The following is a 12,879-nucleotide window of genomic DNA, read 5'->3' as shown; positions in this document are numbered from 1 at the left end:
AAAAACGTCAGGTATGCAAATTTTGCACAAGCAAGAAATGCCATAAAGTTCTATCCTGTAAGAATCAATCCTGATGAAATACAACAAAATGTATTGTTTCATTCTGCTTTTTTTATCAGGATACTAACGGGATGCACAATAGAGGTACAAAAAGTCGGCAGTTTACAGAAAGTCAGCTGTATGATGGAAAATTCAATCGTTCTCCCTTTGGTAAAAAGATAGGGGTGAAACCGATCGGTGATAATCAGTACGAAGTTCATTTTTATGGAGGATTTGATAAAACTGCTTTTGTTTTGAGAAAAGATCAATATGGACGGATTGTTTTTAATGAAAGAAACACCTATTATGACACGGGTGAGTGGTACTATCAGTTTTTCGTTTTCAACATTGTCTGTTGTGAAAAAGATAATTTCAAAGAAAAAATCTTCTTCAATAAGAATCCGGACTATGAATTTAATGGTATGAAATATTTAAGATACTGCTAATACAGTCAAGCTAAAGTTTGGCTGTATTTTTATACCCCAAAGGAGGTTTGATAAAAATGAAAACCTACATCTACCCCGAAAACCTGAGAGCAAACGTAAAGCTGTGGTTCTGGAGCGTTCGGGATTTTATCATAATCTGCGGCGGAATAATTCTGTCGGTTGTGATTCTGGTGAACTTCTGGAACGTCCTGCCCTTTGCTGCGACCGCCTGCTTTGCGTTTCTCTCTCTTCGGGTCGACGAAACTTCGATCATAGACTATATTTTTAACGCTGTGAAGTTTTTTCTGACTTCGCAGCAATTGTATTTATGGAGGAAATTTTAAATGACAAAGAACAAAAACAGCGTTCAGGGTCTTATCGGTCTTGAACGCTTTACTCGTTTCGGCGTAAAAACCGACAAAGCTGAGATAACATTTTTCAGCGTAGAGCCGACCAATATTTCCGTGCTGTCTGCGGCTAACATCGACGTGAAGATACATCATCTTATGATGCTGTTAAGCACTATACCTGACCTTGAGATACTTGCTCTTGACTCCTGCGAGTGTTTTGACAGCAATAAAAATCATCTTAGAAAAAGGCTTGAAAAAGAACAGAACGAGGCGGTCAGAAAACTGCTGCAAGCTGACTATGATTTTCTCGACGAGATACAGATTGAGATGTCCACGGCAAGGCAGTTTATGTTTGCGGTGCGTTTCAGACGTGAAAAGGACGAGCAGATATTCAGCACGCTGAATCGTGTAAATAAGGCAATATCGGAGCACGGTTTTGCGGCTAGGAGAATGAGTAAGCCGGAGATCAAGCGTATGCTGGCTTTGTACTTCGGGACAAGCATATCCGGAGATGATATACCCGATATTGAGGGAGAGAATGAATTTGATCTAGAAAAACAAGAGGTGACTGTTAATGAGAAGTAGAAAGCAAAAGAAAAAAGAACTGTCAGAAGAACAGCTTGAAATTATCGATACAAAGGACTTTTTTGACCGCATTGCACCGGGCATTATGCGCTTTTACACAGATCACTACATCTGCGGAAACTTCTACAAGTCCTGCTGGGCGGTGACGGAGTATCCGCCAAGTACGGAAGAAACGGCTATACTTGCTCACCTTGCGGACAGGAACGGTGTAACGCTCCGTATCTACAACCGACTTGTTACAAGCATGGAGCAAAGGAAGATCGTTCAGCAGGCAATGCGTAAGAACCATATGATGACCACCACAAATGACGTCAACGAAAGCATCAAGGCTCAGAACAACATCGACGATGTGGTAGAACTGCTGTCGGAGCTTAGAAGGAACAAAGAGCCGCTCCTGCATACAGCCGTGTTTATCGAGCTAAAAGCAAGTACTGAGGATAAGCTGAAAGAACTGCAGGCTGATATTCAAATGGAACTGACACGTTCCAAAATATCCGTTGACCGTTTGCTTTTACGTCAGAAAGAAGGATTCTTGTCTGTTCATCCTGCGGGCAATAACGTATTCGCAAGTCAGTTTGAACGTGTTCTTCCTGCAAGCTCGGTGGCTGATCTTTATCCCTTGAATTACAGCGGCAAGACCGATGAGAGCGGCTTTTATGTTGGAAGAGATAAGTACGGCACGAATATTCTTGTTGACTTTGACAAGCGAACTGAGGACAAAACAAACTCCAACATTCTTATACTCGGCAACAGCGGTCAGGGTAAGTCGTATCTGATGAAACTGCTTTTATGCAATCAGCGTGAATCAGGCAAATCTATACTTTGCTTAGACCCTGAACACGAATATGAGGATCTGTGCAATAACCTTGGCGGCACTTACATTGATATGATGTCGGGTGAGTTTATGATAAATCCGCTTGAGCCAAAAGCGTGGTCAGAAAATTCTCGCTTTGGAAATCAAGAAAAGGAAACCGATGACAGCCCTGAAACATTCCGAAAAGTAACCCGTTTAAGTCAGCACATCAGCTATTTGAAAGACTTTTTCAGAGCGTACAAGGATTTTAGTGACGCCGAAGTCGATACGATAGAAATTATGCTGATGAAGCTGTACGCAAGATTCGGTATTGATGACTTCACGGATTTCAGTACGCAGAAAAACGAGGATTATCCGATTATGAGCGATCTATACGAACTCATAGAAAAGGAATTTATGGCATTCGATCACGAGAAGAAACATCTCTATACCGAAGAAATGTTACAGAACATCTGTCTTGGACTGCACAGTATGTGCAAAGGAGCAGAGTCGAAGTACTTCAACGGATGCACCAACATCAAGAACGGCGAGTTTATCTGTTTTGGAGTGAAAGGTCTTATGGACACGAACAAAAGGCTGAAAGATACTCTGTTGTTTAATATTCTGTCGTATATGAGCAATCAGCTTTTAGGGTGCGGAAATACTGTTGCGGCAGTTGATGAGCTGTATTTATTCCTCACTAATATGACGGCGATAGAATATATTCGTAACGGTATGAAACGTGTGCGTAAGAAAGAGTCCTCGTTTATTCTGGCAAGTCAGAATATCGAGGACTTTCTGCTGCCTGAGATAAAGGAGTTCACCAAGCCGCTGTTTTCTATTCCGGCACATCATTTTCTGTTCAATCCCGGTAATATCTCTCCGACTGCATTTATTGATACCCTACAGTTGGAGGAATCGGAGTACAGTCTTATCAAGTATCCTGAAAGAGGAACTTGTCTGTATCGGTGTGGTAATGAGAGGTATCTTTTGCAGGTCATTGCTCCTGCCTACAAGGCGGCACTGTTTGGTTCGGCGGGAGGAAGGTGATGTAATGTCGGCGACAGTTGCGGCGGCTCTTAAAAAGGCAGCCGTATATATTCTTGGTGATGAAAAAAAGCGAGGCAAGCTTGTGACTGTGGTGCTTAGTGCTGCGGTGGGTTTGCTCCTTTTGCTGTGTGCTCCTGCGGTGATGCTTTCTTCTCTTGGGGAGGTCGGCGAGGAAGCTCAAGTGCCTGAACTTCACATTAATGCCGATGATTTTTACAGCTCTCTTGACAGTGAAAGCAGGCAAAGGCTCGATGATATCCGATCAGCAGGTAATGACATTGCAAACGCTATGGACGAAAAGGGTGTCAAGGTTCAGACCATAAAGGCTCAGCTGATATATATGTCTTACTTTGAAGATGTTCAGAATTTTAATGCTGAGTCATATGCTGATCTCTTTGCTACTGCTCAGAATGACAGCGATCTGATCTCAGCGATAAACTCGACTTACGGTTTGGATATTGACTATGACGAATTTGTCCGCACATACACTTTTGTAATGAACAGCACCATAAATGCGTTTATGTTTACTGATACAAGCACGAAAAACTGTGCTGATCTTGCGGCTTGGGCTGATAATGCTTACATCTCAGGCTGGGGATATATGAACGGGTTTATCGGTGAAAGAAATGAAACAGACAGGATACGTTATGCGGATAATGCAGGGCTTGTGCTGGGGTATCTAAACTACGATCCTATGGAAAAGGTGTTTGATTCTGCTTACAGCACATTGGTTTATACCGAACAAGGTGGTCTTGATACCATGCCGGAAGTCGCAGGCGTGGGACTGTTCGATGGCAGTAAACACGGGATTTATATCGGCAATAATGAAATGATTTACAGTTCGGAGGCTGTTGGATATATTACAAAAGACTTTGTTTCAAACGGCGGTTGGTCAAGCTGGTGTACCTATGAGGGAGTGGATTATCCGCAGGAGGTGACTGACGCTATTGAAAGTTTGAATGAGGACAGCTCATCAGAAAATTAATTTTATTGGAGTGTGATAGGTTGAAAAAATCAGTTACGGTAAGTGTAAACGAGAAAAAGCTCTCTGCGATAGAGATGTATCTGGAGCAGAAAAACACAACTCTTGCGGCGGAGCTTGAAAAGTATGTGGATCAGCTTTACGGCAAGGTCGTTCCGCAGAATGTGAGAGATTTTATTGATATGATGTCGGACAGAAAGCCTGCGAGAAAGCAGAAGATCACTGCTCCTGCCGAAACGGAAAAGCTGTCCGAGCAGTAACTCGCCACGGTTCGCACCGTGTGCCCTCGTGTGGCGTTTTCAGAGCATGGGTGGGGTAACTTTACCCTAAAGGCAGCTGGGGCGAATTTGGGGCATTTTGTTGCAAAGTTTGAGAATGGCAGGGATCAGATGATTTCGGGTGGGTTTGAGGGAAATTTAATATATTGCAGGTTAAAATTTTGGCGTCAAAGCCGCCAAAATGCTCACAACGGACGAGCAAAGCTCGCCGTGTTTGCGAGAGTTTTGAGAGATCTGAAAAATGGAGTCAGAAAGCGAAGGTTGAGTTTTTTATGGAGTCAAAGAACAGAAGATCAGCAGAAAATAGCGAACGTTCAGGCGTTTGTGATGATGTCAAGGTGAAATTTCCGCTTTATGTTTTCCCAGAGACGATGCAGAAAATTGATATGCTTTATGAGGCTGACAACTGCAAGTCGAAGACGGAGTTTATAGAGAAGGCGATACGTTTTTACTGTGGGTATCTGCTTAACAAGGACAGTGTGGCAGCGGAATATGCCGCTCCTCAGATCACTGCAATAACTGAGGGCATAGTAAAAGGCACGGAGCAGAGGCTGTCCCGTGCCTTATTTAAGGTTGCTGTCGAACTTGGTGCAGTATCACATATGCTTGCGGCGATCAATGATATTGATGATGAAACGATGGTGAAGCTTAGGGCTATGTGTACTGACGAGGTCAGGAAGATAAATGGGGTTATTAATTTTGAAAGGGCGGTGAGGTATCAACGGGCGGACTTATGAATATCATTATAGTTTTATCACAGAATTCGCCAAACGTTTTTCGTTGCCGATTTCTGTAGTATAGTATCGTTGTTCAATTCCGTATATTAATTCTTTTAATTCTTTTTCCGAACCTATGTCAAATGTGTTTTTATCCTCATTTGTTTTAAGATTCTTGCAGTATTTAGAAATGTACTTAACGATTTGTTTCTTTTCTTTCGGATTAAATTTCTTAAGTGTCTCTAATGCCATTGTAATACGTTTTCTATTTGCGGTTTTAACTTCTAAAGTTGAGTATCCACTCGTCAGATTAATAAATGACGAATTGAGGAATTCAGTTGTTTCTTCATCCGTTGCTTCACGATATAGTTCCTCTATACCTTTAAATATTTTCTTTAATTTTGATAGGCTTTGAAAATAAAGTGTGTCATTATTTTTCTGATATATTGCGTCTGGAGTCACATTAATATTAATGCTTTTACTGTTTTCTTCATAAGTAAAATCATCTCCTATATGTATAAATCTACGAGGTTTTAAGTTTGCTTTGCTTATATTTTGAAAATAGAAAATGTCATCTTGTATTGAGCAAAGATAATCAATAGAATCAACTTCAGATTTGCTGAGCTTTTCATAATTAACTGATGAGAAGTCTTCTTTTAGAAGCTCAATACAAAATGTGGTTTTTGAAAATGAAGTAATCATATACCATTCATTTTCTTCGTGTAATGTTGATGACGAATATTCAATTGCATCATCTAAATTAGACGGAAACGAGTATACATCTTTTCCACTAATCATTTTTTTGTAAGTTGGTGTTCTTTTTCTGTCCTTTACTTTAACGATTAGGCATTTCATTTTGTTCCTCCAAATTCTATAAAAGCAGTATCACTAAGTCGCTTAAGATTTTCAGTTTGTAATTCTTTAGCGTTTCGATATGTTTGTCTAGAAATAATCATTATTTTTGTTCCTTTGTCGGTTGTTATGTAATAGTATTTGTAGCCAATTAGTAAAAGCATTGGATTAAAAAACTGTGTCTGTGATGCGAATGTAAATATAAATACGATTATGTATATACAAACTAATGTATGACAATTATCAAGTCCAATGCCAATAAAAAAATAACCAAGATAATTTGCAAGGAAGTCATTATTTACTTCATCAATGTTTTCACAATTAGATACATTATCACTAGAACAGCCAGCCTTTGTGATAATAATCCAAAAAGCAATCAAGATGAAAGGCATAGCAATTAAGCAAACATCTGTAAGAAAAATTGATTGGTTCAGAAAGTTCCATTTTTGATCTATTCCATATATGATTACTATCCATATGGTTGATATAAGAGTAAAAAATAACTTGTGTATGATTTTTATCATAGAGAAAAACTCCTTTATATTGAGATTAATAAATGATAACTCTTTATTATCAACCGTTAGAGGAGGAAGTAAAATGGAAAGATATATAGTATTAATTACGATGCACGCCGATCCGGCAATGGCTCCTGGATATGATGAATGGGGAGGAACTCATACGTACATGAAAGAGTTGCTAGATGAGTTCGGAAAAAGAAAAATTAGGTGTCTGATGTTTACAAGAAGATCCATGCAGTACCTTCCTTACGAAGAACAGTATAATGAATATTGCACAGTCTATCGTTTAACAAATGGTGACAATGAACCAATGAGTAAAACGCTTTTAAAGAAATATCATTCTCAAAACGTGGAACAAATTCTTGAAATAATAAAGAAGCAGGGTAGACTGCCTGAAAAGCTTCATAGTGTATATTGGAACAGTGGAAGAATCGCAGCTGATTTAAGTGAAAAATTAGAAATTCCTTTTGTTCATAGCATCATATCTAATTCAAGGGGAAGAGTAAAGCGTGGAGCTTATGAACCAATGCCCGAGCGTGAATTTTATGAGCAAGAAATTTACGATAAAGCACAATGGCTTATTTGCGTTTCCGATGATGAGGCAGCGGATCTTATGACCCTGTATAATGTTGATAAAGATAAGATCGTAGTTGCGGGACAGTATATTCATGAATCATTTGTTATGCCCTCCCATGATCCAAATGATTTCCCTAGACTCAACTCTACGATTTCACGCGGCAGTCAAATAGCAGCGGCTGAGAAATATAATAAAATTGCTCAGCCCAAATCATACGATACATTCTGGGCGCAAAAAGCGTTTACATATATCGGAAGAATGGATAGGAATAAGGGGTTGAAACACATTTTTTCCTCTTGGAATATGCTGTATAATAAGTATAAAAATCTTTGCCCGCCATTATGGCTAGCTGGAGGTAGTTTGCCGGAAATTGAAATGATCAGAAGTGATTTCAAAGAAATAAATCCTGATTTAACAATACTGGAACAATACGGAAAAATCGTTTGGTGGGGCTGTATTGATCCTTATGGATTAAGTACTGTTCTTCTCAGAACATCGGTATTACTGACACATTCACTGTACGAACCCGGCGGACGTGTTGCTGTTGAAGCGATGTGTGAAGGTGTTCCCGTTATAGGGACACCAAACGGGTTTGCCAAAGATACTATAACCGACTGGTATAATGGTTTTCTTGTTAAATTCGGTGACGTAGCGGAATTAAGCGCTCGCATGGAACATTTCATAAGGCAACCATATTTAAGCAATACATTAGGACAAAATGCGATAGCTGCTGCAAAAGAACTAATGGGTTCATGGCGGTTTATTGAAAAACATTTAAAGTGCTACTTTGATTGTGAATCATCGCCTAAAGATGAAAATAATGCAAAACCTGTACTATCACACAAGAAAATTAATCTTTACCCTTATTGCATCAGCAGATATTCTGATGAAACAATAAAACAGTTTTTCCATAAATGCAGTGGCTGTACTGCAGAACAGCTACATATACTAACAAACCAAAACAACTCGTCAGATGTTTATATGGTAAAATGCAATAACAATCAATATGTTATAAAAAGGACTTACACCCGCCTTGCAATAAGTCCTATGTATAATCCTGTTCGTAAAAATGAGTATGCTCGTAATGCCGGTAAAATGTTTAAAACTGAATTACAGGCTTATAAGAGAATCAATAGCCCATTATTGGTAGGATATGATGAGTTTCATGCTCTTCTCCTGCTAAAAAAAGCAGAACCTTTCTATGTATCAAGTGTTGACAGACTTAAGTTGTGCATAAAAAATGTCCTGAACAACTGTCAGATAAGCAAAGATGAACGAGAAAAATACATTGACATAATATTATTGAATGATACTCCCGACAAAACAATTGAGAAGCTGAACAATGAAATTGAAGATTTCTTTTTTGACCCTTCTTGCCGTTTCTCAGGTAAATTATGTTGGCAAACTGCAGCAGAAATGCTTAATTATAATAGATCAAGCATACCAAGCTGTATCTTCATGGTCTTAATTGATTGCGTAAAACATTTTTCCTCAACTGATGAAGAAAACACTTTGGAAAGGCTATGTGCTGTGAATACCGATCTGACATTTGACCATGTTTATTTCTTCGATGGACAAATCTGCATGATAGATCATGAAAAAACAGCGGTTGGCGAACCCGAAGCCGGTGTAGCCAGGTTAATCCATGATTTTATTATACAGCAAAAATTAGAGAAATCAATGCTGCCGGAATTATTTCTTGCGATGAACGAAATAGATGGGTTAAGAGTCAGAAATTTAATTTCATTTGTTGCTTTTGGCTTTTTTCATGATATAATAGAAAAAAATGTAATCTATTGTACCAATGATACTGAAAATCTCAAAATTTTGCAGGAACTTATGAGGTTGTAAAAATGAATCTTCTTGTAATTGCTCCACATCAAGATGATGAGATTCTAAGCGCATTTTTACTGATGCATAATGTGCTGGAGAAAAATGGAACTGTAAACATACTGTATGCGACAAACGGAGATTACAGGGGAATAGACTATGCATATACACGTTATTATGAAAGTTTGAATGCGCTGTCATTACTTGGTATATGTGAAGATCATATGCTGTACTTAGGATATGCAGATACCGGAATGAGCAAAGAAAAAAGCTTTCTAATGCGCTTAAGAAGCACTCCTGAACAGCAAAATTCTCCTGTATCATCTTGTACATATCATCCGGCGAATAAGGAAACTGTCCATTCTTTGCATACGGAAACTCAAGCTGAATACACAAGTCAGAATTTCCTTGACGACTTGGTATACGCAATAAGATCATGTTCGCCGAGTTTAATCGCAGCCCCGTCAATATTTGATTTGCATGGGGATCATTATGCCTGTGCAATGTATTTATATGATGCACTAAGAATCATTAATCATCCCATAAAAGTTCTTTCTTATTTGATACATACTGAAAATGAAGATGTTTGGCCAAATAGAAAAAGTGATATTTTCCAACCGCCTAAAAATCTTACCACTTTTCACTGGATCTATGTTTATGGAAACAAAGAAGCTGTTTCCGCCAAAAGAAACGCTATTTCAGCTTTTTCTTCTCAATCACCTTCGGCTGATAACTGCTTTTTGTATTCATTTGCAAAGCAAAACGAGCTTTTCCTTTTAGAATCTATCCAATAATAAAAATATCTCCATTATAAATATAAATGCTTTTCAGTTCAAGCTGTTCGTGATGATTAATGAGCTGATTTATTGTCTTGAGGTAATGTTTTTTTATTTTGTCAGGAAATCTGAATTCATCAGCTATTTTTTCAGCCGAGATATAATCTGCTCTTTGACTTGCTTTTGTGTCAAATAATAGCTGGCTGCACTTGCCTACAACAAGAAGCACCAGGTATTCCCTACTGGAGATAAAATCATCACATGATTCAATTAGGTTTTGAACTTTTGTAATTAATCCGGATTTAAAAATGCTGTACGCATCGTATAGCATTTTTATTAATTCTTCTTTGTTTCCAGAAGTGATAAAATAGTTTACATAATTTAGTTTGCTACGCCAACTATAGTGCTTATATCCTGAATACTCCATTATTTCTGTCGCTTCTTTAAAGCATTTTACAGCTTCCGATACTTTGTCAGCCAGTAAAAAAGCGCAGCCTTTTATATTAAGTATTCTTCCAACTTCATCAAATACGCCGTGCGATTCAGCATATTTGATGCCAAGGTCAGAATGAGAGACGGCCTTATTAACCTCTTTCAAAAGCACTTTGCACATAGCCTTGTCCCCATATTCGTGAAAGGGGAAGCAGTAGAAGGTTTGGCTGTTGTTTACTTTTTCTATTATTTTACTGTAATATTCATATGACTTTTGGGGTTCGTATGACAATGAAATGCAGGCAAGATGACTGAGATGTTCAATATACAGGGTCTGGGAATTAGGTAAAGCCTTCAAAGCTGCACCAAAAACTTCCAGTGCCGCAGAATTGCCCTTGGTTTCTTTTATGTAGATTGCGTAATTGCTGCACACCTTTCCAAGATAATCATCCGGATTATCTTTCATTAATCCATCTATGCAGTTTTTAAAGTACTTATAATGTTCATTCAGAAGATCATCTGAAAATGCATAGTCTTTGAGTGCGATAGTACCCTTAAAATAGCAGATTGCTAATTCTGAATAGGATTCATCAAGTAAGTCCAACTGTCCCGAATTCACCAATGTTTGCAAGTGGTCTAATGTCAATCTTGCCTTGTCCAACATAAGTGATTTAATGATTGCATATACTTCAAGCTTTTTTATTAAATAGTTTGACAGTGCGTGAGCATTTTTGTTATTTTCAGAAATAGTTATTGCAAGTTCAATGAATTCCAACATTAACGTGAAATTGCGCTTTTGACCAAGTTCTTTGATTAACAAATCTATTTCTTTTGTAGCTTCCTCCAGTTTGCCTGCGTAAAATAAGCCATATATTATGACATCTTTATATTTTCCAGGATTATGGGTACAGAAATCTAAAATCAATTCGGAAATATTTTGCTCATTTACCAAATCAGACGTTTCTTTCATTACAGCCTGTTTAACAAATTCATTTGAGACAAATATATAGCGATCCTCTCTGACGATGATTCCTTCTTTTAAAAGTGAACTGTATGATAAATTCAAATATGAACACAAATCAATGGGAATGCGACAGTTCAACATTTTTAGCAGATAAAATAGTTTTTTATCTTTTTTCTTACAAGAGTTGATTATTTGCGATGTTATATCGGACAGATCGTTTGGTGTCAACATATCCAATAATTCCATTGCTTTTTCGAAGTTTGGCGTATGCATTCTTCTTTTTAGATTTTGGGAAATGAATTTTATATTATAAAATCGCGTACCTACTCTTTTTACAATTTGATTCGCAGTTTTTTCTGTGATATTCAATTCCTGGATAAACCAAGTTTTTGCTTGCTCTTCAGTGAGAGTGGCAATATCTATAATGGCATATTTATTAATTATTTTGTTATAAGCCATCAGGTTCTGCTTTTGCAGGTCATATTCTGATAAATCATATTCAATTATACATGGAATGTCTTTTTCCGAAAAAAGATTGATCAAATATACAAAGAAATCATTAACTTCCTGATTAGCGGAATGAAAATTATCAAAATATACAACGTACTTTGTTTTAGGATAATGGCGTTTCATTATACATACTAAATATTCACATAATATATAGTTTGCCTCTATTTTTATAGAAAGAGAGGTTTGGTTTAATATGTATTTTATAAATTTACAAGTTTCCATAGAATAATTGTCATTGATAGTACGAGTTATGTAATCAATATCGTCTTCCTCAAACATACCTAAAAAACTATTGTCCGGTAATCCCCAAATATTGCGAATCAAATGAAGAATGACTTGTTCCTGATTCTGACACACATCCGCATTTAACCTTATACACATACAGTCGACAGTGTTTAATATTTTTCTTACAAAAGCACTTTTGCCCATGCCAATATAGCCTTGAACAATAAAGCTTTTATTATTTTTGAGTAGTGAAACGGCTCTATTAAGCTCATTTGAATAAACCTGTGCAATAAAATCTGATTCTTTATTATCAGAATTAACTTGTGGTTTTTCAATAATCTGCTTGCATATATTTTCGGAATCAGTGTTTAAAACAAGTGATGATATATGTTTGTTTTTTCTGCTTTTATTATTATCTTTTAAAAGCTCAGCCAACTCTGTACTTACAGGTATATTGTTATTCTGGATGACATTTTCAATATCTGATCCTATTAATACTTTTATATTCAATTGACTTGAATCTCTAAAACGCAATAATTGTTCTTCAAGTTGTGGAGTGAAATACTGATTAATCATAAAAACTAAGCTGTCGGTACAATTGTTATAGGCAATAATGACGTTCGCTGCAATATCTCGTAAGTTAACATTTTTCCCTCGGAGTTTGCATTCGAATAATACGCTGTACTGTTTATTTTTATATTTTATTGTTGCATCAATATCATATCCTCCATCTTTTGATGGCTGCGTTTTTTTTATTTTATTCAATGAATTTCCTAAAAGTTTTTTAACTATTTTTAAACACAGATCTTCAAAGTTACTTGAATTTTTTTGGAAATCAGACATTTTATTTCTCCTAAGTTGATAATAAAGAGTTATCCTTCAATAACCCTCGTCACATATAACACCATATCACACTTTCCTAAAAAAGTCAATCAACTTTTGAAAACTTTGTAAAAATTCACAAATCGTCTAAATTT

General features: G+C 37.1%; 12 protein-coding genes. 9 read left to right on the top strand and 3 right to left on the bottom strand.

What is annotated here, in order from left to right; all coding sequences use genetic code 11:
- The first annotated feature begins 131 nt into the window (after window positions 1–131).
- The 7 genes from RBI_RS13465 to RBI_RS13435 all read left to right on the top strand — a co-directional run bounded on the left by RBI_RS13465 (window position 132) and on the right by RBI_RS13435 (window position 5,239).
- A complete protein-coding gene (locus tag RBI_RS13465) occupies window positions 132–485 on the top strand; it encodes a hypothetical protein (RefSeq protein WP_041337569.1) in 354 nt (117 codons plus the stop codon).
- 56 nt (window positions 486–541) lie between these two features.
- Window positions 542–808: a hypothetical protein gene (locus tag RBI_RS13460; RefSeq protein WP_041337568.1), complete on the top strand. Its 267-nt coding sequence runs from the start codon at window positions 542–544 to the stop codon at window positions 806–808.
- Complete coding sequence (locus RBI_RS13455; protein ID WP_051706977.1) at window positions 809–1,399, top strand: hypothetical protein; 591 nt, start codon at window positions 809–811, stop codon at window positions 1,397–1,399.
- Window positions 1,389–3,242 (top strand): VirB4 family type IV secretion system protein, encoded by a 1,854-nt coding sequence (locus RBI_RS13450; protein ID WP_041337567.1) that lies wholly within the window; start codon window positions 1,389–1,391, stop codon window positions 3,240–3,242. Before RBI_RS13455 ends, RBI_RS13450 begins: the two co-directional genes overlap by 11 nt.
- Before the next feature lie 4 nt (window positions 3,243–3,246).
- Window positions 3,247–4,227, top strand: coding sequence for a hypothetical protein (locus tag RBI_RS13445; RefSeq protein WP_041337566.1), 981 nt, complete (start codon window positions 3,247–3,249; stop codon window positions 4,225–4,227).
- Window positions 4,228–4,247: 20 nt separating this feature from the next.
- Window positions 4,248–4,484, top strand: a complete 237-nt coding sequence (locus RBI_RS13440; protein ID WP_041337565.1) for a DUF6103 family protein — start codon at window positions 4,248–4,250, stop codon at window positions 4,482–4,484.
- A 290-nt stretch (window positions 4,485–4,774) separates the two neighbouring features.
- Entirely contained in the window at window positions 4,775–5,239 is a 465-nt protein-coding gene (locus RBI_RS13435; RefSeq protein WP_051706975.1) for a hypothetical protein, read from the top strand.
- Window positions 5,240–5,245: 6 nt separating this feature from the next.
- Here RBI_RS13435 and RBI_RS13430 read toward each other — a convergent pair whose 3' ends face one another.
- Together RBI_RS13430 and RBI_RS14360 are read right to left on the bottom strand one after the other, a co-directional pair.
- Window positions 5,246–6,073 (bottom strand): hypothetical protein, encoded by an 828-nt coding sequence (locus tag RBI_RS13430; protein WP_041337564.1) that lies wholly within the window; start codon window positions 6,071–6,073, stop codon window positions 5,246–5,248.
- On the bottom strand, window positions 6,070–6,594 hold the full coding sequence (locus tag RBI_RS14360; protein ID WP_051706973.1) for a hypothetical protein: 525 nt from the start codon (window positions 6,592–6,594) through the stop codon (window positions 6,070–6,072). Before RBI_RS14360 ends, RBI_RS13430 begins: the two co-directional genes overlap by 4 nt.
- A 73-nt stretch (window positions 6,595–6,667) precedes the next feature.
- Between RBI_RS14360 and RBI_RS13420 the strand changes: the two genes are divergently transcribed.
- A complete protein-coding gene (locus RBI_RS13420; protein WP_041337563.1) occupies window positions 6,668–9,016 on the top strand; it encodes a glycosyltransferase in 2,349 nt (782 codons plus the stop codon).
- Window positions 9,017–9,018: 2 nt separating this feature from the next.
- Window positions 9,019–9,789, top strand: coding sequence for a PIG-L deacetylase family protein (locus RBI_RS13415; RefSeq protein ID WP_041337562.1), 771 nt, complete (start codon window positions 9,019–9,021; stop codon window positions 9,787–9,789).
- Here RBI_RS13415 and RBI_RS13410 read toward each other — a convergent pair.
- Window positions 9,779–12,745 carry a restriction endonuclease gene (locus RBI_RS13410; protein WP_041337561.1) on the bottom strand — a complete coding sequence of 989 codons (2,967 nt, stop codon included), beginning with the start codon at window positions 12,743–12,745 and terminating at the stop codon, window positions 9,779–9,781. The two genes, RBI_RS13415 and RBI_RS13410, sit on opposite strands and share 11 nt — an antisense overlap.
- Between the last annotated feature and the right edge of the window lie 134 nt (window positions 12,746–12,879).

The organism is Ruminococcus bicirculans (ex Wegman et al. 2014), assembly GCF_000723465.1.
Classification (GTDB): Bacteria; Bacillota; Clostridia; order Oscillospirales; family Ruminococcaceae; genus Hominimerdicola; species Hominimerdicola aceti.
Note: the sequence above shows the minus strand (reverse complement) of the source record. Positions and strands in the feature narration are given on the sequence as shown.

What these genes read in the sequence shown, in the direction of transcription:
- RBI_RS13465 (WP_041337569.1), top strand. Translation starts at nt 132, where the DNA reads ATGCACAATAGAGGTACAAAAAGTCGGCAGTTTACAGAAAGTCAGCTG.
- RBI_RS13445 (WP_041337566.1), top strand. Translation starts at nt 3,247, where the DNA reads ATGTCGGCGACAGTTGCGGCGGCTCTTAAAAAGGCAGCCGTATATATT.
- RBI_RS13435 (WP_051706975.1), top strand. Translation starts at nt 4,775, where the DNA reads ATGGAGTCAAAGAACAGAAGATCAGCAGAAAATAGCGAACGTTCAGGC.
- RBI_RS13415 (WP_041337562.1), top strand. Translation starts at nt 9,019, where the DNA reads ATGAATCTTCTTGTAATTGCTCCACATCAAGATGATGAGATTCTAAGC.
- RBI_RS14360 (WP_051706973.1), bottom strand. Translation starts at nt 6,594, where the DNA reads ATGATAAAAATCATACACAAGTTATTTTTTACTCTTATATCAACCATA.
- RBI_RS13430 (WP_041337564.1), bottom strand. Translation starts at nt 6,073, where the DNA reads ATGAAATGCCTAATCGTTAAAGTAAAGGACAGAAAAAGAACACCAACT.
- RBI_RS13450 (WP_041337567.1), top strand. Translation starts at nt 1,389, where the DNA reads ATGAGAAGTAGAAAGCAAAAGAAAAAAGAACTGTCAGAAGAACAGCTT.
- RBI_RS13410 (WP_041337561.1), bottom strand. Translation starts at nt 12,745, where the DNA reads ATGTCTGATTTCCAAAAAAATTCAAGTAACTTTGAAGATCTGTGTTTA.
- RBI_RS13460 (WP_041337568.1), top strand. Translation starts at nt 542, where the DNA reads ATGAAAACCTACATCTACCCCGAAAACCTGAGAGCAAACGTAAAGCTG.
- RBI_RS13455 (WP_051706977.1), top strand. Translation starts at nt 809, where the DNA reads ATGACAAAGAACAAAAACAGCGTTCAGGGTCTTATCGGTCTTGAACGC.
- RBI_RS13420 (WP_041337563.1), top strand. Translation starts at nt 6,668, where the DNA reads ATGGAAAGATATATAGTATTAATTACGATGCACGCCGATCCGGCAATG.